The 21,899-nt window shown below is 48.8% G+C and carries 16 protein-coding genes; 5 read left to right on the forward strand and 11 right to left on the reverse strand.

Annotated elements, in window-relative coordinates:
- The first annotated feature begins 119 nt into the window (after positions 1-119).
- Together A5320_RS21235 and A5320_RS21240 are read left to right on the forward strand one after the other, a co-directional pair.
- On the forward strand, positions 120-914 hold the full coding sequence (locus tag A5320_RS21235) for a hypothetical protein (protein ID WP_157606194.1): 795 nt from the start codon (positions 120-122) through the stop codon (positions 912-914).
- A gap of 4 nt (positions 915-918) precedes the next feature.
- On the forward strand, positions 919-1,578 hold the full coding sequence (locus A5320_RS21240) for a DUF262 domain-containing protein (protein ID WP_068069965.1): 660 nt from the start codon (positions 919-921) through the stop codon (positions 1,576-1,578).
- Positions 1,579-1,984: 406 nt separating this feature from the next.
- Here the strand turns inward: A5320_RS21240 and manD are convergent, their stop codons facing one another.
- The 3 genes from manD to A5320_RS21255 form a co-directional block, all read right to left on the reverse strand.
- Positions 1,985-3,193 carry a D-mannonate dehydratase ManD gene (manD, locus tag A5320_RS21245; RefSeq protein ID WP_068069967.1) on the reverse strand — a complete coding sequence of 403 codons (1,209 nt, stop codon included), beginning with the start codon at positions 3,191-3,193 and terminating at the stop codon, positions 1,985-1,987.
- 229 nt (positions 3,194-3,422) lie between these two features.
- Complete coding sequence (locus tag A5320_RS21250; RefSeq protein WP_068069969.1) at positions 3,423-4,718, reverse strand: type II toxin-antitoxin system HipA family toxin; 1,296 nt, start codon at positions 4,716-4,718, stop codon at positions 3,423-3,425.
- Positions 4,718-5,068, reverse strand: coding sequence for a hypothetical protein (locus A5320_RS21255; RefSeq protein ID WP_157606198.1), 351 nt, complete (start codon positions 5,066-5,068; stop codon positions 4,718-4,720). The genes A5320_RS21250 and A5320_RS21255 overlap by 1 nt, the downstream gene beginning before the upstream one ends.
- A 363-nt stretch (positions 5,069-5,431) precedes the next feature.
- Here A5320_RS21255 and A5320_RS21260 point away from each other — a divergent pair, with 363 nt between their 5' ends.
- Positions 5,432-7,462, forward strand: a complete 2,031-nt coding sequence (locus tag A5320_RS21260) for a sialate O-acetylesterase (RefSeq protein ID WP_068069973.1) — start codon at positions 5,432-5,434, stop codon at positions 7,460-7,462.
- A 127-nt stretch (positions 7,463-7,589) separates the two neighbouring features.
- Here the strand turns inward: A5320_RS21260 and A5320_RS21265 are convergent, their stop codons facing one another.
- Positions 7,590-8,195 carry a short chain dehydrogenase gene (locus A5320_RS21265; protein WP_068069975.1) on the reverse strand — a complete coding sequence of 202 codons (606 nt, stop codon included), beginning with the start codon at positions 8,193-8,195 and terminating at the stop codon, positions 7,590-7,592.
- A 143-nt stretch (positions 8,196-8,338) separates the two neighbouring features.
- On the opposite strand from A5320_RS21265, the gene A5320_RS21270 reads away from it, so the two are divergent.
- The gene (locus A5320_RS21270; RefSeq protein ID WP_068069976.1) at positions 8,339-9,226 is read left to right on the forward strand and encodes a LysR family transcriptional regulator; all 888 of its coding nucleotides are present in this window, start codon (positions 8,339-8,341) and stop codon (positions 9,224-9,226) included.
- Positions 9,227-9,397: 171 nt separating this feature from the next.
- Here A5320_RS21270 and A5320_RS21275 read toward each other — a convergent pair whose 3' ends face one another.
- The 7 genes from A5320_RS21275 to A5320_RS21310 form a co-directional block, all read right to left on the reverse strand.
- On the reverse strand, positions 9,398-10,078 hold the full coding sequence (locus A5320_RS21275; protein WP_068070093.1) for a DUF6445 family protein: 681 nt from the start codon (positions 10,076-10,078) through the stop codon (positions 9,398-9,400).
- A gap of 86 nt (positions 10,079-10,164) precedes the next feature.
- Positions 10,165-11,661 carry a tryptophan halogenase family protein gene (locus tag A5320_RS21280; RefSeq protein ID WP_068069978.1) on the reverse strand — a complete coding sequence of 499 codons (1,497 nt, stop codon included), beginning with the start codon at positions 11,659-11,661 and terminating at the stop codon, positions 10,165-10,167.
- 74 nt (positions 11,662-11,735) lie between these two features.
- Positions 11,736-12,770, reverse strand: coding sequence for a cupin-like domain-containing protein (locus A5320_RS21285; RefSeq protein WP_068069980.1), 1,035 nt, complete (start codon positions 12,768-12,770; stop codon positions 11,736-11,738).
- A 61-nt stretch (positions 12,771-12,831) separates the two neighbouring features.
- Positions 12,832-13,605, reverse strand: a complete 774-nt coding sequence (locus tag A5320_RS21290) for a SapC family protein (protein WP_068069982.1) — start codon at positions 13,603-13,605, stop codon at positions 12,832-12,834.
- Between the two features lie 47 nt (positions 13,606-13,652).
- Positions 13,653-16,730 carry a TonB-dependent receptor gene (locus tag A5320_RS21295; RefSeq protein ID WP_068069984.1) on the reverse strand — a complete coding sequence of 1,026 codons (3,078 nt, stop codon included), beginning with the start codon at positions 16,728-16,730 and terminating at the stop codon, positions 13,653-13,655.
- A 375-nt stretch (positions 16,731-17,105) separates the two neighbouring features.
- On the reverse strand, positions 17,106-18,230 hold the full coding sequence (locus A5320_RS21305) for an MbnH family di-heme enzyme (RefSeq protein WP_068070094.1): 1,125 nt from the start codon (positions 18,228-18,230) through the stop codon (positions 17,106-17,108).
- Between the two features lie 47 nt (positions 18,231-18,277).
- Complete coding sequence (locus tag A5320_RS21310) at positions 18,278-19,036, reverse strand: MbnP family copper-binding protein (RefSeq protein WP_068069988.1); 759 nt, start codon at positions 19,034-19,036, stop codon at positions 18,278-18,280.
- Positions 19,037-19,125: 89 nt separating this feature from the next.
- Between A5320_RS21310 and A5320_RS21315 the strand changes: the two genes are divergently transcribed.
- Complete coding sequence (locus A5320_RS21315; RefSeq protein ID WP_068070096.1) at positions 19,126-21,834, forward strand: choice-of-anchor B family protein; 2,709 nt, start codon at positions 19,126-19,128, stop codon at positions 21,832-21,834.
- Positions 21,835-21,899: the final 65 nt, after the last annotated feature.

Here is a 21,899-nt window from a genome sequence, read left to right on the forward strand (position 1 = left end):
TGGGACGGCTGGAGCGCAGCGTAAGCCGCCCCAAAGCTTTGCGTTAAGTTTCTCAGCATGTATGAATAGATTGTATAACCATAATCTGATTTATGGTAAACCTTATTGGAGTAGAAATTTTGGATGAAAAGCCACTAACATTGGTGGATTACTGCGCTTGGGCAGAGGGAGCTTTGGATTCTCACTTCTCTTCTCAGCAGGTCGTAAACCTATACAATGTAAACGTTAAATCGATTAGAACCACAATTGAAGAGCATGAATTTTTTCAAACTCTTGTTGACGCGTCAGGGCAATGGTGTGAAGAGTATATGCTTGAAAATAATTGCGAGCTTTATACTAGTGATGTGATACCAGAACTGGTCTCAAAACCTTATGACTCAGCAGTTAATAAATCTTTTCGATTTAACATTCTTTGGAATTCAAAATTTCCTGATAGTCCCGATGGTGGCTGGATAACCTCAAAAAATTTAGTTTCTTCATTTAATGATATCATTCGTGGCTGTTTGGTATGTAAATATGTTGATGGGCCAAAGTATGTTATTGAAAGGTTAGAGCAACATGCCAGATCATTAAATCTAGATAGTCGGAGCTACAGCCAAGAGCGTGACGATGGATATTATGCATATCATTTTTACGTCAAGATCCCAGTGACGTTATTCAATATTGATTTTACTGATTACGAAAGTGAGATTGAGCTTGAGATACAAGTCACAACACAACTTCAAGAAGTTCTAAGAAGTATCACTCATAAATTTTATGAAAAAGAGCGCACGTCTGATTCTCAAGATACTAGTAAGTGGAAGTGGGATTTTAACTCAGGAAAATTTAAAGTGGGATATTTAAGCCATACATTACACTTACTAGAGTCTATTATTCTAGAGTCAAGAAACTCTGTTCTAAAAGAGGAGAAATAAAATAATGCATAAGTCAATGGAACTGCAAACTACTTCTCTATATAAACTATTTCTTCAAATGCAAGATGGATTAATTCAAGTTCCAGTATTTCAAAGAAGTTACTCTTGGAATGATCAGAATATTATCGATTTATTCAACTCTATTGTCTCAGGCTTCCCTATCGGAATCATAATACTTGCAAATGATAATGGTAACTTTCCACTAAAAGACTTTGAAGAGTCTTTTTTTCCAAAACCCAATAAAGAGCATAATAAATATTACCCTCATTACTTAGTCATTGATGGTGTTCAACGACTATCAACTCTATATAATTGCTTTAACGGTGATAATGAAAAATTCAACGTTTGGTACGATCTAAAAAATAAAGAATTCTCAGTAGGTGATAAACAAAGCGATTGCTCGATCCTTCTTTCATCATTGTTTGATCAAAAGGAGTATTTTAAAACAATTAAAAAAATAGGCGTTGTAAATGAAGAGCTTCTTAATGAACTGGATGATTTTTACTACAGAATTAAGGAGTTTGAACTCCCAATTTATAAAGTCAATAATCTAGACAGTGATGAATTGTCTACTCTGTTTCAGAGAATTAACGTTAGTGGCTCTCGACTAAGCAAAGAAGATTTAGATAGAGCTGAAAAATATACAAATAATAAAAAAAATTAACAAGTGGTTTAAGCGGAATAAAAACAGTTGGGTATAATCGCGAAGCGATGGCCAACTGTTTTTATAAGCTTAACGAGGCGCTATGTCTGCAATTCACTCAAAGTTCCGTTTCACCTATCCTGTAAATGTGCAGTGAGCATTCAAAAGTGAGCGCGGGAGGCGCGAACGGGCGAACAGCACATTTACCCAGTCGGTTTTGCCACGGGCGTGCAGCTACCTCCGCTTCATGCCCTGAGTAGCAGTTTGCGCATTTGCCTCAAACTGTTGATTTTATTACTGGCTTTACACGGGCTGCGCCCTGTCCTTCGGACCAGCTAAAGCTGTTCAGCGCAAGCGCTGTAGAGTGAGCCGGGATCACTTTTCAAGCCTCCAACAGCAACACCAATAACCCTACCAATCAAACCCGTTACCAATTAAAAAGGGTGCCATCTTCCAGCCGGTTGACCGGTAAATAAGCGCGCTGGTAAGGGTAACCCGCGGCGAGCTTTTCATCGATGTCGACGCCGTGGCCCGGGGTTTCGCCGCAGTACAAAAAGCCTTGCTCAAAATGATAATCGTGCGGGAATACCACATCGGTTTCGGCGGTGTGACGCATATATTCCTGGATCCCAAAGTTCGGCACCCAGGTGTCGAAATGCAGCGCCGTGCCCATGGTGACCGGTGATAAATCGGTGGCGCCGTGAAAGCCGGTGCGTACATGATACAGCTCGGCCAGCGCAGCAATCCGCCGTAAATGGGTGACACCACCGCCATGGACAATGGTGGTGCGGATATAGTCGATCAGCTGTTCACTAATCAGTTGCTGGCAATCGTGGATGGACGAAAACACCTCGCCCACTGCCAGTGGCGTGGTGGTGTGCTGGCGAATAAGCCGGAAGCCTTCCTGCAATTCTGCGGTGACTGCATCTTCCAGCCAGAACAGCTTAAATGGCTCCAATTCTTTGCCAAGCCTGGCCGCTTCAATCGGTGTCAGCCGGTGATGGACATCGTGTAACAGATGGACATCATCCCCAAACTGCTGCCGAAGTTCGGCGAATAGCTTCGGCACATGATTCAGGTATTTGCTGGTCGACCACAGATTTTCACTGGGTAAAGCCGCATCAGCCGGTTCGTAAAACAAAGTATCTTTGGAGACGCCATAGGTGGACGCCAGGCCAGGCACCCCTGATTGCGCACGAATGGCTTGATAACCCAGCTCGCGATAACGCGCCACCGCTTCGACGGTATCTGCGATATCTTTGCCATTGGCATGACCATAAACCAGCACTTTATCGCGACTGCGGCCGCCCAATAACTGATACAACGGCATGCCCGCCGCTTTGGCTTTGATGTCCCATAACGCGACGTCGATGGCGGCCAGCGCCGTCATGCCAACGGGGCCGCGACGCCAGTAGGCACCGCGATAGAAATATTGCCAGATATCTTCAATTTGCCGCGCATCGCGCCCAATCAGGCATGGGATTAAGTGATCTTCCAGATAACTGACCACCGCCAGCTCGCGGCCGTTTAAGGTGGCATCACCAATGCCATAAATGCCTTCAGCCGTTTCAATTTTCAACGTGACAAAGTTGCGTCCCGGACTGCAGACAATAACGCGCGCTGCGGTAATTTTCATAAGGTGAGTTCCTGTAACCAAAGGCAAAAATCTCAGGCTAACAGCGCTGACGCGCGCTGCAATTGAGAATACTCGCAACGAAATTACGGAATCCGCCATGGACCGCGGACAACTAATGGCAAAGGCCAGCAGTAGCCAGTTGCAGACATTTACCTTGAAGTTTTCAACGATGAGCTTTTAATCAAAGGCTGACACGAATGCTTTATCAATTTGAACATCGGCTGCCACCTTACAGCCAAGGGCGTGACATCGCTTCCATTCGCGCTTGGATGCGTTTGAGCAAAACGAGCTTAAGTTCGTCAAAACCTGGCACGCTATCAAAAGCCTTGTGCACATTTTGCGATACCTTTTTAACCAAAGCATGGATAAGCTTTTTGCTGATCTTTTGGTCCAGCCCTAGTTGAGCGGCAAACGTCACAAAATCATGTTCAGTGTAATAGCCGTAGTTGTCGTATGAACTGCTGCTTTTGGCGTCTGCTACTTCACTTTCCATCAACCAGATACTTAGCTCTGATCCGTCGTACTCTCGGTATGGCGCTACAGATACCATGTCATAGATTTTTGAAAAACCGGTTGCAGTATCACTATCGAGCGGTCTGATCAGGCTTAAGTTTTTCATGTGTAAATCGTTATTCCCAACCAGGTACGCCATCAGCACCTGCAAAAAACCGTCGCGAAGCACTTGAGCGTGGTAACCGCAGCTGGCATGGGCAACTTTTAATGCGTGTTCGTAGGATAAGGTCTCGCTACTTTTATTGCCGGGTGCAACATCCATCACAGAGGCCAAATCTTCGATGAATCCGATGCTTCTGCCGGCGGCGTCCAAATCAAACCGACCTGTCACATAGGCCAGTTCACCACAGGAGAAAGGCACAAGGGCATGATCTGCGACATTGAACCCAACCAATTGGCATAACCGCATAATGATAAATTCATTGACCGCTAAATGGGGCAAATCTCTGGGGGATGGTTTCAAGATGTACGGCCCAATACCGATGCTTGCCGTCAAAGTTTTTTTAACGCCGGCTTTATGAGTGAGAAACATTTTAGGCTGAACTCCTGAAATGGAAGCTCTGCCAAATGACCTGATGGCCACTTCATTAAATTCATCTCTGGCAAAGTCGATGGTGAAGCCTTTGAGGTTTTTCTGTGGAAGCGTTGGTATACGGCCTGCGTCTTCATCTTTTAGTAGACTCGGAAGGACCTTCATTGGTCCGATAAGCTCTGCGCCATGCGCAAGCAAAAGACCAAATTTATCATCGACATCGAGTCTGGCGAGCTGCGCCTGGTGGCGCTTAATCCACCCCTCGCTCATTAAATTGGTAAAAAATGCCGGAAGATGGTTTTTGCGAAGTGGTACGTCAGTCAGTGGGAGGTTAGTACCTATCTTGGCGAGCCCGCTTTGCAAGTAAGTAGCATCATAACGAAATTCATATTGGTAACCGGCCTGATCCGAATACTCAGTGATAGTCCCGGCCAAGTTATCATTGCAGTACACAAAACCGATCCGTGTTGGCGCGTTCATTATTTATTGCCCTGACGCTTGCCGATAAACAGCTGCAAACCAACAGCGCCGATCAGACTGTTGAGCTTGCCTACAGATACCACCTCCACTCGCTGTATCGCGTTGTAATAGGTTTGCATCGACACGCCGGAAAAAGCGACCAGTTCAGAGATAGAAAGATCGCCCCTGTGCGCCTCAATGCTGGATAACACAGACTCGCTGCTCACCGGCCGATACCCGTCCATTGCGGACTGCTGCAGTTTTGCCTGTATGCTTTCGTCCAAATGTGCCATCTGCTGCTGCAGCCTGTTGCGCTCTAGGACGAGCTCAGGGAGTGATGCTGAAAGGGAATTTATGTTATTTTTTGACATATTCATGCCTCGAAAATTTATCCATGAAAAGATATCAGTATAGGTGAGCAACGTTTATTTTATCTATAGAAGAATATAGCCTCAAAATTCATTTTTTAGATATGGTTTTATAGATAATTTTAAAATTTATACTTTATAGATAAAATTTTTGAGGCGAAAAGCCGAATTTTCTAACGATTTGAACGTGCATAAGTCAAACGAATAACAAACGAATAAGTGGCTGTCCACAAACTAGCTATCCGCAAACAACTTATGATTTTTCCCAGACAGCTTGTCATTCCTGTCAGGCTGGTGTCGCGCTGATGTCACAGCTGTTAGGGTAACCGCAGGAAAATCGATTATAAAACCGGATGGGTGTCCTGAATGTTCGAACTTCAACGGGTCAGTTCAAAACGTCATCGTCTGCAGCTTGCTCTGAGCTGCAGCTTACTGCTACTCAGTCCTGCAGGACTGGCAGATATCATGCTGCCAAAACTGATTAGTCAGGGCATGGTGTTGCAGCGCGATAGCACCATCAATCTGTGGGGTTATGCCGCGCCGGGTGAAACCGTGGTGGTCAGTTTCAACGGTAAGGTGATTGGGCAGATCCAGGCTGCGCCAGCGTTAGCCAATGACGTTCCGACACAGCCAGCAGCACCAGGCCGCTGGCAAATCAGCTTACCCGCGCAACCGGCCGGTGGGCCGCATCAGTTTGTGTTCCAGGGAAAAAACCGTATTGCACTCAATGATGTGTATTTCGGTGACATTTGGGTGGCCTCAGGTCAATCCAATATGGAACTGCCGATGGCGCGGCTCAAAGAGGCTTATCCGGAGGATTTAACCAACGCCGATTATCCGCTGATCCGCCAGTTTACCGTGCCACAGCACTACAATTTCGACGCACCGCAGTATGATGTGGCCAATGGCGAGTGGCTGTCCGCCAACCCCAAAACCATCGAGCATTTCTCGGCACTGGCGTTTTATTTCGCCCGTGACTTATATCGTCAGCACCAAGTCCCTATCGGTATTTTAAATAACGCGCTTGGCGGTTCGCCGGTCGAAGCCTGGCTGAGTGAATCGGCGTTGCAGGCTTTTCCGGACGCACTGGCAGAAGGGCTGAAATATCGCGACCCCAAAGTGATTGCTGATGTCACCGCTGCCGATGAAGCTAAAAACCAGGCCTGGTATGGTGATTTACAGCGTCGTGATCCAGGGTTGAATCCAACAACACCTTGGTATAGCAATCAGTTTGATGACAGCCAGTGGCAAGATTTTACGGTACCTGGCTTTCGGGCTGAACCTTTTACCGGCGTCTGGTGGTTGCGAAAAACGGTACGGCTGAGCGAAGCGCAAGCCAAACAAGCTGATACCTTGCGGCTCGGCTCCATTGTCGACGCCGAAGAAGTTTATCTCAATGGCGTACAAGTGGGCCATACCACCTATCAGTATCCACCACGGCGTTACGACATTCCGGCAGGTTTGCTCAAAGCTGGCGCCAACCAACTGGCACTGCGAATTACCGCCACCAATGGTAAAAGCGGTTTATACCCGGATAAACCTTATTGGTTGGGCACCGACAGCCAGCATATTCCGTTAACGGGTTCCTGGAAAATGCAAACGGCAGCAACGGCCAAGCCACTGCCTGGCGACACTTTTATCCGCTGGAAACCACTCGGGTTATTTAATGGCCTGGCGGCGCCGCTCACCAAGCTGCCGGTCAAAGGCGTGATTTGGTACCAAGGCGAATCGAATGTCGGCCAATATCAGCAGTATAAGGAACGGTTTCAGGCGATGATCGAGGATTGGCGTTCGCATTTTCAGGCCGCTGACGACAAGCCATTGCCATTTCTTTATGTCCAGCTCGCGAACTTCTTAGAAAAAACTTCCCAACCGCTGGACAGTAGTTGGGCGGGTTTACGCGAAGCGCAGCGCCAGAGTTTAAGCGCGCCCAATTCGGCGATGGTGGTGGCGATTGATACCGGCGAATGGAATGATATTCACCCGGTGGATAAAAAAACCTTAGGTCAGCGCCTGGCGCTGGCGGCGCGGGCTGTGGTGTATGGCGAGCCGGTGATTTATCGCGGGCCTGAACTTGCGTCGTTGCAGGCCGATGGTGCAACTTTGTTGTTAAGTTTCGATCAGATTGCCGCTGGCCTCAACCTAAAAGGTGATGCAGCCACCATCAATCAAAGCTTTGCCATCGCCGGTGCCGATGGAAAGTTTCAATGGGGCAAAGTAGAGCTTGTGACGCAGCTTGTGGGCAAGCAACAAATTAATCAGCTGCGGTTATCGCACCCCGACATCAAACAGCCGGTGCAGGTGCGTTACGCCTATGCCGACAACCCCAACGCAGTGTTGTACAACAGCGCCGGTTTGCCAGCCAGCCCATTTGTTGCGGCATTGCAATTTTTTTGAACTACAAGGTTTAGGCTGATTGCTAGTCATAGACTGCTACGAGCGAGAAGCAGACATACTGAATTGAAAATGCAGTTAACAAGAGCTTAACGAGCAGTTCGTTAAGCTCATTTCTATGACTTACTGGTCAAGCATCAACAAATAGTACTTGGCCCGTGATAAAACCATCAACTGATCGCTCGAATGCTTTCCCTACAAGCCTGCCGGGTACAGGTTCAAAACCCGGCATCATATCACCGTAAACATCCCATGCCTCTGTCAACACCGTTGGGTTCACGACATTTATGCGGATATTTCTTGGCATCTCATACGCAACGCATTTTACAAAGGTATCAATTGCACCACTTGTTGTTGCATCTGCAATTGCATAAGGAATTGGTTTGACATTTAATATTCCGCTGATCAATGTGAATGAGCCGTTATCAGCGATGTAATCCTGTCCTATGCGTACAAGATTGATTTGGCCCATCATTTTGCTCATCACTGTCGTCATCCACTGAGCTTCTGACATTTCAGTAAATGGGGCATACTCGCAGTACCCGACTGTGTTTACAACTGCGTCGAAGTGTCCGACTTTTTCATACAAGGCTTTGATCGAATCGACGTTGGTTATATCGACGATATGATCAACATCACCAGAGCGACCAGCTGTGATCACTTTATGTTTTGCTAAGCCAGTTAAAGCTGCCTTTCCCATCTTTCCTAAAGCACCAATCAGAATAACAGTTTTCATAAGCCTCACCACCAATGTTGTTTTCGTTAGAGCCATGCTACTGCCCGAACTCAACAATTGAAAACAATGATTTTAGGTGATTGATACCAATTAAAATTGTTATGCTAAATTAACAACCAATTTCTGGTGATATCGGACGATATATGAGTAAGTTAGATCGGTTAGACATTAAGCAACTACGGGTGTTTCAAGCGCTTATTCGTGAAAAAAGCGCTTCTAAGGCCGCGAATCAGTTAGGTTTGACGCAACAAGCTGTCAGTGAGCAACTGAAAAAGCTTAGAGATGTATTCGAAGATAGATTATTTATCAGAAAAACAAATGGATTTATCCCTACACCACTGGCTGAGAACTTATCTGTTGATATAGATAGATTACTTAGAGAGTTTCAAACTTTGTTATCGCCCCGCGTATTCGACCCAGAAAGAGCCCAAGGAACATTCGTTATTGCCGCTACAGATTACGCGCAACAAATAGTGCTACCGCATTTAATTCAAACGTTAAGAACTCAATCGCCTCAATTGAAAATAATTATCAGAGATTTTGAGGTGAATTCAATAAATGACTATATGGAAAGTGGAAAAGTAAATCTTGCGATCTCATTTCCTGACTGTGTTCCTTCGTCGTATCTGACGATGAAACTTTTTGAAGAACAGCATGTATGTGTAACATCAAATTTTTCTAGCATTCCAAAAATAAGTGCAACATTAAAACAAGTCGCTGAGCATCCTAATATTTCAGCATCGCCTTCGCGCCCAAATTTTAAAGGTTCTATTGATGATTGGTTTGAAAAACATGATTTAACGAGAAATGTTGTGATTACAGCACCTTGTTTCTCAGTTGTACCCTTATATCTAAACGTGACAGATTCGCTCGCATTCTTACCTTCAAGAGCTGTGAATGAAAGTAGCTTGGTAGAAATCAAGCTGGATGAAATGCCAGAACCTTTTGATGTTATTGTCGCGTGGCACCCAAGGACAAACGATGACCCACTTCAAAAGTGGGTTATCTCTAAGTTAGTGCAGTTTACATGAGGCTAATCGCGTCCATGTTTTTTATGAATGTCCGCTTTTGGCACAAAGCCACTCTCAAACGTTTGCTAAAAGTTCAGTGGCAAGTCCGCTGCAACGTGTGGTAATTAGCGATTGCAAATGAGTGGGGCTTTAAATGCAATTCAGCAAATAGCGCTTTGATGGCTGCCGCTTTTATGGCTGGCAATCAATGAAACTACTGATGGTCAGCCGCCCAGTTCGCGGGTCGGCTGATAGCAGAGACGAAGTGGGAATATGCCCGCTATGCAGCAAATTACGCGGATAAATCACCAGCCGGTTAAATAAACCCGGCGGATTGGCGATTTGTTCAAACAGTGGTGTATCGCTCTGAATATAACCGGCATCGGATTTTGGTAAATTCGGCCCGTCATTTTCACTTTCTAACGAGCGGTAATAATCCGGCATCCGGTTGTGGTCAATGGTTTCAAAACCGGTTTTACGATGGCGGTAAAAGGCAGTGCCGCCCAAATCGCCCTGAAATAAATAATGCACCGCCGCCAGCGCATGTGGCTCGACCGTATCAAAATGCGGAATGCGTTGTAGCAGTTTCAGCTGGGTTGGCGGGGTGGTGACAATTGAATAATGACACACCGAAAAACTGAGTTGCCGCTGCGGTAGCGCGAATACTTCCAACAAAGTTGGCTGCAAAGATTGCAGCAGTAACTGCTGATATTGCAGCGGCGCTGCCGCCCGCACCCCCGGATAATAGGGCGAATTGGCGACAAATTGCTGGCGACAGGCATACGCCACCAATAGCTCAGGCTGCGCAACAAAGTTATCAATCACCAACAATGGCGATTGTTCATTGCCAATATGCAGTAGTTGCACGTGCATCTTTGCATGCGCGGTCAAAATATTACCGCTGTTCGGCATACTCGGCGCCGCCAATGACAGGTTCTCTGATCCAGCCACCTCAGCACTCACTGATCGTTCGCCGGGCAATATTGCCGCAGGAAATCACGATGCGAGGGTAATTTTTCCACCGCCCGGCCAATGGTATCGCGAATATTTTGCAGATGCTGGCGTAACTCCTGCTCCGGCAAACTCGCCACCAGCTGATGGTAACTCTTAGGTTGCAGCCGCTGGCCTAACATCACATGAGTCCAGGATTCCAGCCGGAACATTTCTTCGCCGCTTTGAAAGGCGTGCGCGCTTTCCCGGAACAATTCCATCCGCTGCGCCAGCGAATCCGGAATTTGCATGGTACGGCAGTAGTTCCAGAATGGGCTGTCGGTACGTTCGGTCTGGTGATAATGCAAAATAATAAAATCGCGGATTTTTTCCAGTTCGCTAATCGACTGCCGGTTGTATTCATCGGCTAGTGCCTGCCGCACGCCATCAAATGGAAACAGCCGCAATAGCCGCACGACACCGTTCATAAACAGATAAATGCTGGTTGATTCCAAAGGTTCGATAAAACTACTCGACAGTCCCAGTGCCACACAGTTTTTCGACCAGAATTTCTTGCGCCGGCCGGTTTGAAAACTCAGAAAACGTGGCTCAAATAACGCTGGCGTTTCCAGCCCATCCAGCAAGCGCTGTTTTGCGAGTTCATCCGACAGATAATCACCGGCGTACACCAGGCCATTGCCAACCCGGTGCTGCAGCGGAATTTTCCACTGCCAGCCGCTGTCATGGGCGATGGCTCGGGTGTAAGGCGGTATGGTAGCGGCCGATTCGGTCTGCACCACCACCGCTTTATTGCACGGCAACCAGTGATCCCAGGGCACAAAACCGGTTTGCAAAGTTTGTTCAATCAGTAAGGCGCGAAAGCCGGTGCAATCGATAAATAAATCACCACTGACTTCCTCGCCGGATGCCAGCAGCAACGACTTAATATCGCCATTTTGATGCTGCGTCACTGTGGCAATTTTGCCTTCAATCCGCCGGCAACCATGACTTTCGCTAAAGGTGCGTAAAAATCTGGCGTATCGACCCGCATCCAGATGATAGGCATAACTAATTTGCGAATTGGCAGATTTACCAAACTTATGCGCTTTGGCAGCCTGCAGTTCATAACAATAATCACCAAAAGAAGCCTCAACCCCTAGCATTTGACCATGCAGGTAATAATGCTGAAAATCGGTCAGAAAACTGCCTTTGCCGGTGGTGCCAAAAGGGTGAATATAGCGATCGCCTATTTGCCCCCAGTTTTCAAAAGAAATACCGAGTTTAAAAGTGGCATCGGTGGCGCGCATAAATTCCTGCTCGTCGATGCCTAAAATATTATGAAATAGCTGCACCGGCGGAATGGTCGATTCGCCCACGCCAATGGTACCAATCTCTTCCGACTCGACCAGCACCACCTCGACCAGGCCTTTTAACCGTTTTGATAAAGCTGCTGCAGCGACCCAACCCGAGGTACCGCCACCGGCAATCACTACTTTTTTAATGCCTTGGTTTGCTGAGCTTTGCATGGTCTATTCCCTGTATTTGCTATTGATTTTATTGTCATTTTTATTGTTGTTTTTATAGCTAACTTGTTCTTTTTTCAGCGATTTAACCGATTTAATAACATCGCCCGTAGCTGTCGTGCCTGCATCTCGTCAAGTTCCCCCAGCACACCACGGGCCGCTTCCGGTAAGTGTTGGCCGGCTTTGGCCGGGTCATCAAATACGTAATAATCCAGCAGTGCCCGCCAGGCCAGCCGTTCGTGTTCTGGCTTATCACGCAGGCATAACAAGGCGTGATACAGCAGATTCATGCCCGAGCCGGTATAACGCGGCGCGCGGCTCCACCAGTAATTAATCAGAATATTAAAGGAACGCAGCGCCTCCACCTGATGCCACCACATGCTGGGTAAATACAGCGCATCACCGGGTTCGAGTTCTGCCACTTGCCCGGCGGCAACGGCTTTGGGGAAATCCGGAAAACGCGCAAGATCCGGTGCGCTAAAATCGACCATGCTAATCACCTGGCCGCCCGGTGTCGGTTCAAATGGGCCGGGATACAGATGCGCCACTTGCTCTGGCGGAAACAAACTAAAACGGCGGTTGCCGCGCACACAACAAGCCAGATTATCCGAAGCGTCATAATGCGCGGCCGCTTGTGAGCGATTGCCGAGCCAAATGCTGATGCGATCGGGCTCAGTCACGTAATCAAGTTGCGGTGTGGGCCGTTGCAGCAACTGATGATCTGGTAAGGTTGGGAAATGGCTTTGGATTAAGTTCGAGGCGATATAGACAGAAGGTGGTTGTTCCAGCGACTGCCAGTCCAGAAGTTGCGTCAGCACTTCATCCACCTGGCCCATGCTGATGTCGAAATTGAGCCGGGTGGCGGTATCGTCATAAAAATAACGACCATTCAGCCCTGGTGCGCCGCGATAGACCTGGGTTGGCTTACCGTTGTAATGCTGGCGCAGATAATCGGCGGCAGCCTCAGCCGATTGTTCACCAGCCTGCAGTAGCGGCCAATGGCGAATGAGACCTTTGAGGATCAGCGGTTCGTCGCCACCAAGTGCACCGTCCGGCACGATGCCGGGTTGGTCGACGGTGATTTCGCGGGTGCGGCGTGGCAACTGCAACATAGGGTTGTCCTTGATAGCGCTACAAAGCAAATGCTACGAAGCACATGCTACAAAGCAAATTCTACAAATCAGTACTCAGCGCAAGCAGCCGGTTTTTGCGCTCGATTAAATCACGGATATTGCTCATTGAACTGACCATCGCATGCGCCAGTTGTAAAAAGCCGGATTGATGCAGCTTTTCCAAATCAGCGCCCCGTAACGCGGCGAGCCGACTTTGGTCGATACAATAATTACCAATCAAGCGGCGTTTGTCACCATTTCGAAGACTAAATTCGATGGTGACCGGTTCCAGCAACTCAAGCTGCTCAAATGCGCTAAACATCACCGACGACAAGGCTATCCCTTGATGGATGGCCTGCAATTTTGCTGAAATATGCAACAGGTAAGGGCTATTGCCGCCTTCGGGTAAAAACAGTGGCTGTCCTTGATTCGATTCTTGCTTTGAAGCTTGCTTCGAAATGACTTTCGGATGGTCCAAATCGATATGCACCACCGGATCTTCAGCGGCATCGCTTTGACCAGAGTTGCGCGAAAAACCAATTAAAAACGGGCCTTTTTCAATGGTCGCCGGAATATACCGGGCGTCCCAACCAGATGGCTGTTCGGCAGCTAAATACAAATTCTCATCAGCGGCAAAACCCATTAGTACAATGGCTTGAAACTGCCCCGAGGCTTCGTCACGACGGGCAAGGATCGGGTATTCTTTTTGTAGTTCATTAAATTCGGTTGGAAATACCAGCGCGCTGGCGATATTGTCACCATAATCAACGCCAAAATGGTGAATGACTTTGGTGTGTTGATGGTCGATATTATTCAGCAAGACGTGTTTGGTCATGATACTTCCTTTAAAAAAGCCGCCGGGATCACCGGCGGCTACCACCCTTAAAAGTCGTAACGTACGCCAAACTGATAACGGGCACTTAAGTCGGTCAGATACCACATCATGGCTTCGTTCCGGGCATGGCTGCGGCTGTCTTCACCGGTCAGGTTCAGGCCTTCCACGAACACCGTGAGTTGCGGGTTCACGGCATAACTCAAGTTGACGTCCAGCTGCCAATAAGCCTCATCAAACCTTGGGTTGTTTGAGCCACCTTTGTTCACTTCGGCCAGGAACTTGTCACGCCAGTTCAACGCCACCCGGCCGGTCCAGCCATCTTTTTCGTAGATACCAATTAAGTTAGCGGTATCGCTCAGACCAATCAATGCAAACTGTGATTCAGCAGGATTAGCCAGTACATCAAAGCCGATGTCGCCACGGACGATAGTGTAGTTGGCTTGTACGCCAAAACCGGTTTCGCCGAAGAAATGTTGTACCGCCATTTCCGCGCCGTAGATTTTCGCCGCTCTGTTGTTATCCGGGGTATTGGTGCGGAACACCATTTCCGGATCATCCGGATTAGCGACTAAATCAAAACCCGGATTGTTCGCCAGGAAGTTGATTTGATCGGTTGTGCCGGTAAACTGTGGATTGGCACCATATTTCGCCAGCATATCCGGATGGTTCTTGAACTGGGTAAATACCATCATCGCGTATAAATAAGTATCATCCAGCGGCAGACCCGCATTGCGAATGGCCTGTGCCGCAGCCAGTGCCCGAGGACCGGCCGTGACATCACGAATGCCGAGTAACGGCTGATCAACCTGCCGGCTACCGATAAAGTTCACCACGTCTTTCTGGAATAAACCGCCTGACACATAACTGGCCGGATCGTAATACCATTCCAGCGATAAGTCGTAGTTCGACGATTCCAGTGGTAATAAAGCAGGGTTTGAAGCATTGGCCGTTGGTTGGGCGCCAAACATGGTCGAGCCACCACCACCGCCGAAGTTAGACGCCGAAACACCGAGGCTACCAAGGCCAGCGCGGGCAATGGTTTTGCTGAAGGAGAAACGGGTGATGAGTTCGTCAGTGATATGTAACGTCACATCCAAACTTGGTAGCAGATAGTCGTAATCGTTTTTTGCCGAAAATGGCTGTGCTGGCACCGTGGAATCAACATAAGCCACGATGTCATTGTTATCTTCCCAGCGGAAATAATTACGGCTGACCAAGGAACTGGATTCAGACTCCGTTTCTTCGTAGCGCAGGCCGGTCAGGATATCAAACGGCATTTTGCCAACTTCACCGCTGAGCGACACCTGGAAGTAGGCTGCCATGGTGTCTTCTTTGACGATATTGTCAAATGACAAAGATTTTTCAGACTCGGTCGGAATGTTCGGATATAAACCCAGCGCGGCCGTATACAATGCCCTTGGATCGGCAATAAAACCATAACCACCGGCCTTTGGTGAAAAATCGTCAAATTCACCATGTAAATCAAACGGCTGAATTAAATCACCAAATTCACCAGGGTTACCAACGTTCCAGTTACCCAGAGCGATGTTGTTACCAGCTGTCTGCATGGAACGCGATTCCATACTGCGGGTTTCGACACCAAAATCAAAACGACCTTCTTCCAGTGCATAGCTGGCATCAAATTTAATTTGCTGAATATCACTTTCCTGACTGGCGTTACGAATACGTGCAATCGAAGAACCCACATCGCCTGGATCGACCATACCATTACCGTTGGCACCTTTGCCTGGCACGGCGTCGTTATAGACGTTCAGGTATGTTGGTAAGTCAGCACCGTAGAACCATTCACGTGAAGTCACAATAGGCGCACCTAAACCTACTGCCAACTCGCCGGAATTACGCGGGCCGGTACCACGGCTGAACATGTTGGAATCGTGAGCATCCAGCGCCAATGTCCAGTCGTCATTGAGTTTATATTCAAAGTTCACACCCACAGATTTAAGGGTGTTGGTTTGTTCACGCCACTGCTGTTCAAAACCTTCATCGACCGCACCGTCATACACTTCTTTAATGTAAGACGGGGTTTTCACTGCATTATTATCAAACTCGACGATTTTAGTATTGCTACCGGTTTGTACCCAGTTGGTGATTTCACCACGGTGTTCAACCAGATTGTTTTCGGCATAGGTGTAGTCGCCGGTGGCGGTGAAATTGTCTTGCGGTTTGAACTGCAAGGTCAACTGTGCATTGTCGCGTTTACGTTCTGTATCGGAAAACGCATAACGAATATCATTTGGACGGGTGTACAACTGGCCTTGCGATGGGGCGTTGTTGACCACAGTCGCAGTGTTGTTCCACAACCGGTTGGCATCGGCGATATCATCCCAGTAATCCACTTGCCAGTCGTTGACGGTGGCGCCGGTATAACCTGAATCGCGCTGTTGATGGCTGGCAGAAACACTGACGCCAAATTTGCCATCGTCATTCGCATGGCTGAAAATACCTGACACTTCAGGTGTGACGCTAGAACCGGCACGATTCGACGTGTCGTGAGCGGCTTTGACGCCAACACTGGCGACGTTTTCTGAACTATCCAGTGGTCTGGCGGTTTTTACGTTCAGTGTTGCACCAATACCACCGGTGGCAATATTGGCTTTACCTGTTTTGTAGACTTCAACAGCACGAATACTTTCTGAGGCCAGGTTCGAAAAGTCAAAAGCACGGGCGCCACCGCCACGAGTGGTGCCGTCTGCACCAGAACCAGCGCCGTAGGTAGTCGCTGAGGGCATAGTGCGACCGTTCAGGGTGACCATATTGTTGTCACCACCAAAACCACGGACTGTCACTTCCGAGCCTTCACCATTGGTGCGGCTGATCGAGACACCGGAAATCCGTTGCAGCGATTCTGCCAGGTTGGTGTCTGGAAACTTACCAATATCTTCTGCAGAAATGGCGTCCACCACACCCATTGAATTACGTTTAATGTCTGCTGCTTCCTGCATACTGCCGCGCACACCACGAACCTGAATGACTTCAATTTCTGCAGTATTAGCGGCCGGAGCCTGCTGTTCCTGTGCGTGTAACGGCATAACGACAGAACCGCCAAGTAACAAGGATATCGCCCTTGCCACCGCAGTTCTGGTAAATGTTTTATTATTTTTCATCTATCCAATCCCTCTCGACTTGTTGTATGTCACCAAATCAACGTTCTGGCTGGTGCTGTTGGTCATTGCACTTCTTATTGATGCCCGAACCTTGATTGTCATGGTGCTGATCGGTCCGGCTTCCTGCATATCGAAGTCGGGCTGCCAACTCCCCAAAAATCATTGTAGTGATCCGCGTCCAAGGTTGAAGTTGCCAAAATGCGTTACGTTCTTGCTTTTTTTTACATTTTGCGGCGATTAAAAAATAAACATAAAACATTCACCCCAAAAATGCGCGATTTCGGGGGCGGTAATGACCTTTTCATTTGTTGGGATGGGGTTACTGCGATGAACGCAGACTTTGGCAGGATATTCAGCGTTTTTGTCAGAGCAAATTTAGCGCCACGGATCAGCAAAAACCGGATTTTGCACAAAGGTTGGATCGGTCAGACTGTGTAAAAACGCCAGTAATGCAGCTTGTTCTTCCGGGGTTAGGTCGATGCCTTTTACGAAAGCACTTTTTTGTGGATGACGGCGACCGTCGCCCTGATAAGGGCCAGTGCTGAGATGGCGGCCACCATCCATATAAAATTGCAGTACTTCCGGCAAAGTGGCAATGCTGCCGTCGTGCATATAAGGCGCACTTAATGCGATATTTCGTAACGTTGGCGCGCGAAAACGGCCATCGTCCGCTGGGTTCAGCGTCACTTCGGCCAGGCCGCGGTCTTTATCAGGGTAACCTTCACCGGCGACTTGCTGGCGTTTGCTGAAATACAAACCGGTATTGTGAAAAGGTCGCCGATCCAGCGGCTGTTTTTCGTGGCTGGTTGATTGGGTAAAATTAAAACCACCATGGCAGTGATGGCACTCCAATCGCTCGGAAAAGAATAAATCCATGCCTTTAATTTGTTGCGGGCTCAGCGCACTGTCATCGCCCTGATAAGCGTAACGGTCAAACGGCGATTGCAACGAAAGCAGGCTGCGGACAAAACTGGCTAGCGCCTGGGTGACTCGTTGAAAATTAACTTGTTCATCACCAAAAGCTGCTTTAAATAATTTCGGATACGGTTGTCGTGCAAGCGCCTGCAGTACTTTGTCTTCATGACCGGTGATGCCAAGTTCAATCGGCTGTTCGCCAAACATGGGTAAAAGCAGCTGATGTTCGATATCAGTCAGGCCATCGTGCGCCCAGGTCAGGGTTTTGTTGTAAGCAATATTCACCAATGCCAGCGCATTACGCCGGTGGATTTCACCGGTGCTGCCGACCGAGCCGCCTTTGGGTTCACTAAAGGCAAACGCTTGTTGATGGCAACTGGCGCAACTCTGCTGGCCGTTACCGGATAGTTGTTGGTCGTAAAATAAAAAACGCCCGAGTTGTACTTTGGCCTCTGACATTGGGTTGTCAGTCGGTACTGTCGGTTTGGGGAAATCAGGCGGTAACGTCCAGACGTAGGGGGGTGGTGGCGCTTCAGAGCAGCTGGTGAGCAGCGCGGCCACGGCTACTATTGTGAACCGCTTCATCCGCCGTCCTGTGAATTGCAGTGCTGCCAACAGTCGCAAATGCTGGGTCATGGTTGCAGCGCCCATACCCTGCTGCTGCCACCGATACCCAGCGCTGGCAGTAACTGCTGACAACTCAAGCTGGCCGGATCAGCCATACAGTTGTTATCCGCCGTTAGAATAAAATCACCTAATAGCTGCGCTAAGTCTAAAGTTAAAGTGGACTGCCCTTGATAGGGCAGTTGTACCCGAACCCGATTGGGTGCCAGACAAGGCGTTTTGGGTGCGCGCATCACACTGGCCGAACTGCAACCGCTGGAACCGAGATGCAAAGACCAGTCGTGCTGTGGACCATTGAGGTCGAGCCGGAAAAATTTATAACCACTTTGCCAGGCCCAGTGCATGTCCAGTTGTTGCAGCGGAATGCCGGCGGTTAAGGGGTTCTGATGATTTAATAAAAATGGCACCCCAAGTTCGAACTCTAAAGGCGCATGGTGTAGCGGCGTGGCAAATTGCAGTTGCCATTGACCCGCCGACTGACAGTCGGTACCGAGCAACGCCAGTTCCGTGCTTTGGTAGTCGTTTGGTTGTAGTAATAAAGGTTGTTGTTGCTGTGAAAAAGCCGACAGATAAAACTGTAATTGTTGTAACTGCCAGCGTTGGTCGCCCAGCATGAAGGTACTTTCGCAGTTGATCGGCTGACCTTGCCACAGCAGCTGTACCTGCAATGTCGAATTGGATTTTGGCTGGCAGGCGCTCAGCAGTATCAGTAGCGACACCAGCAGTGAAATTAGTGGTAATTTAGTTAAAATTTTACATTTTTTCATTTTTGCGGCGTATCTTGCGAAAGTTTGTTAACAATACCAAGGTGCTCAGCCAAACCCCAAATTTTTTACCAGGATGGATGGAACTGCCGATGAAAATGTTACCGCTGTCTCTTGGCTCTGGCTTGTTATTATCACTGAGTTTAGTCGGTTTTAGTTCCGCCGTTTGGGCGCATGCCGAGCATGATCGCGCCCGGTTTGTGGCGGCAACAGGTCAGGATCTGGGGCGCTGTGACAGCCCGGTACGTGCTTGTCGCAGTATTGCTTACGCGGTAAAACAAGCCAATAAAGGCGATAAAGTGCTGGTCGCTTCTGGTCGGTATGCCATTGATAATGGTGAAGATTTATTCTTTTTAACCAGCGCTTTAGTGCCAGTGCTTGGCGGCTATAACAAGTTTGACCATTTCCAGAGCCAGGCGCCACAGCTGAACGCCACTATTTTAACCGGCGTGCCACAGCCTTTTGTCGAACAGCTGCAGCAACAAGGATTTGTAGTGGTGAACGATGGTTTTGCCAGTGTGCCAAGGGATTACCAGCAACTGGCGGCCACCCAGGCGCAGCTGCAACAAAGCCAGCCGGCAGCAGCCTGCGTAAATGGTAAAGCCGGAATTTTCAGCTGCAAAAACATTGATTTAGTTAGCCATCTGGCGCTGGACGATTTTTCATCCAGACCTGCTGCCGCCAGTGATATCTGGGGCCATGTTGATCTGAACACCGGTACTGAATACGCCATTATTGGCTTGTATAACGGTACTGCTGTAGTCAGTCTGGCAAATCCTGCTGCACCGAAAGAAATCGGCACTATTGCCGGCAGCAGCACTTCCTGGCGTGATATTAAAGTGCTGCAGTACTACGATGCTGCATTGTCGCGCTGGAAGGCGTATGCCTATATCAGTTCCGAAGGGACTGATAATCTGCAGATTGTTGATCTAAGCCAGTTGCCGACGAGCATCCGGCTGGTCAGCGCCGATACCGCAGTGACGTCGGCGCACAATGTCTATATCAGTCATGTCGATTACACCACCAACACTGCACTGGATGGGCTGGAGCCTACGTTGCATATTGTCGGGCAGAAAGCCGTCGGTGGTTCGTTCACAACTTATGGCTTAAAAGCGCCGGAGAAACTGGCAGCGTATTTCCCTAATAGTCAGGCGGTGCGCAGCGATTACACCCACGACGCGGCATCAATGGTGGTGCGGGATGCGCGGGCCAATCAAAGTTGTCAGAATTCACGCTGTACCGTGTTAATGGATTTTAATGAGCAGTCGGTGCGGTTGTGGGATATCAGTCAGTTAAGTGGTGCCAAAGCCTTGTCCGATATCACCTATCAGAATGCCAGCTATGTGCACTCCGGTTGGTGGAGTGAAGATCAACGGTTTGTGTTTGTGCATGACGAACTGGACGAACGCAATGCCGGTTTAAATACCACGGTGCGGGTGTTGAATGTCGACGATTTACGTAATCCGGTATTGGCCAAAGTCTGGAGTGGCCCGACAGCGGCCATCGATCACAACGGTTATACCCGTGGTAATCGTTATTACATCTCCAATTATCAACGTGGCACCACCATTTTAGATATTACCGATCCAACCAATCCGACTGAAGCTGGTTTTTTTGACTCCTTCCCATCGTCCGACAGCGCCGCTTTTAATGGTGTCTGGGGTACTTATCCATATTTGCCATCCGGGCTGATTATTTCAGCCGACATCAATAGTGGTTTATATGTGCTGCGGGATCAGACTAAAAACAGCGCTGCCGGTCAGGTATCCTTTAAAACGGCTAGCTCACAGTTTACCGTGGGTGCAGCGGTGCAGGTGGCAGTGCAGCGACCTTCGGGCAGCGGCGCCGTGCGGGTACGGTATGAAACGTTAAATGGTTTCGGCGTGGTCAGCGATGGCCCTTATGCTAGTGGTGAATTGAGCTGGGATGCTGCGGATGTGGCCGACAAAGTAATTCAGATCACCGCGCCAACCGCAGATGTTGCGCCCAAAATGTTGTTTGTTCGATTGTTTGACCCGCGCAACGGCTTAACGCTGGGAAGCCCTTCGTATCATACGGTGAGAATTGGCATTGCAGGCTCTGCCGGCGGGGCCGTGGGGTTTGTCGCGCCACTGCTGAGCGTTGACGAAAATCAGCCGACAGCCAATGTGGCGGTAGGTCGTTTTGGTGGCAATGCCGGGCCGATGCAAATCAGTTATCAGCTGGTAGATGGCAGTGCCAAGGCTGGTGCAGATTTTGTGGCGCAAAGCGGCGAATTGCAGTGGGCCGATGGTGATGCTGCGGATAAAACCATTGTGGTTGCAATTACTGATGATCAACTACTGGAAGGTAACGAGGACTTTCAGCTGCAGTTGCAGGTTATTTCCGGTGTTATTGCGCCAGACAAATCACAATTGAAGGTGCAAATAAAAGACAATGAAGTGAATAAGTTGCCGGTGATTGGGACTTTGGTGTTTCCAGTGGAAGTGAATGCCGGTGCCACCACAAGCATCGAGGCTACTGCCACCGATGCCGATGGTGATGCTTTAAGTTATCAGTGGCAACAGACCTCAGGCAATGCCGTGACTCTGCAAAACGCAGCCACCAATAAACTAACTTTTGTGGCACCTGCGCAAAGCAGTACGCTGGGTTTTCAATTGACGGTTACCGACAGTCGGGGCGGTGTCTCGACCGCCAACGCTAGCCTGCAGGTAAAAGGCACCGTCACCACCACCACACCGTCCGCGGGTGGTTCAGGTGGTAGTCTGAACTTCTGGGGCCTTGGCTTGCTGGCGCTTTGGCTGTGGCGACGTCGCAACTGATGCTGTTGCTGGACTAAGCCGGCAAATTACCGGTCAAAGCGCCGGTTGCTGCGTCTGGCTGCGGG

The sequence above is a fragment of the Rheinheimera sp. SA_1 genome, assembly GCF_001669775.1.
Classification (GTDB): Bacteria; Pseudomonadota; Gammaproteobacteria; order Enterobacterales; family Alteromonadaceae; genus Pararheinheimera.

Excerpts from the sequence above, each read along its gene's own strand:
- A5320_RS21240 (WP_068069965.1), top strand. The coding sequence starts at position 919 with ATGCATAAGTCAATGGAACTGCAAACTACTTCTCTATATAAACTATTT.
- manD (WP_068069967.1), bottom strand. The coding sequence starts at position 3,193 with ATGAAAATTACCGCAGCGCGCGTTATTGTCTGCAGTCCGGGACGCAAC.
- A5320_RS21250 (WP_068069969.1), bottom strand. The coding sequence starts at position 4,718 with ATGAACGCGCCAACACGGATCGGTTTTGTGTACTGCAATGATAACTTG.
- A5320_RS21255 (WP_157606198.1), bottom strand. The coding sequence starts at position 5,068 with ATGTCAAAAAATAACATAAATTCCCTTTCAGCATCACTCCCTGAGCTC.
- A5320_RS21260 (WP_068069973.1), top strand. The coding sequence starts at position 5,432 with ATGTTCGAACTTCAACGGGTCAGTTCAAAACGTCATCGTCTGCAGCTT.
- A5320_RS21265 (WP_068069975.1), bottom strand. The coding sequence starts at position 8,195 with ATGAAAACTGTTATTCTGATTGGTGCTTTAGGAAAGATGGGAAAGGCA.
- A5320_RS21270 (WP_068069976.1), top strand. The coding sequence starts at position 8,339 with ATGAGTAAGTTAGATCGGTTAGACATTAAGCAACTACGGGTGTTTCAA.
- A5320_RS21275 (WP_068070093.1), bottom strand. The coding sequence starts at position 10,078 with ATGCACGTGCAACTACTGCATATTGGCAATGAACAATCGCCATTGTTG.
- A5320_RS21280 (WP_068069978.1), bottom strand. The coding sequence starts at position 11,661 with ATGCAAAGCTCAGCAAACCAAGGCATTAAAAAAGTAGTGATTGCCGGT.
- A5320_RS21285 (WP_068069980.1), bottom strand. The coding sequence starts at position 12,770 with ATGTTGCAGTTGCCACGCCGCACCCGCGAAATCACCGTCGACCAACCC.
- A5320_RS21290 (WP_068069982.1), bottom strand. The coding sequence starts at position 13,605 with ATGACCAAACACGTCTTGCTGAATAATATCGACCATCAACACACCAAA.
- A5320_RS21295 (WP_068069984.1), bottom strand. The coding sequence starts at position 16,730 with ATGAAAAATAATAAAACATTTACCAGAACTGCGGTGGCAAGGGCGATA.
- A5320_RS21305 (WP_068070094.1), bottom strand. The coding sequence starts at position 18,230 with ATGAAGCGGTTCACAATAGTAGCCGTGGCCGCGCTGCTCACCAGCTGC.
- A5320_RS21310 (WP_068069988.1), bottom strand. The coding sequence starts at position 19,036 with ATGAAAAAATGTAAAATTTTAACTAAATTACCACTAATTTCACTGCTG.
- A5320_RS21315 (WP_068070096.1), top strand. The coding sequence starts at position 19,126 with ATGAAAATGTTACCGCTGTCTCTTGGCTCTGGCTTGTTATTATCACTG.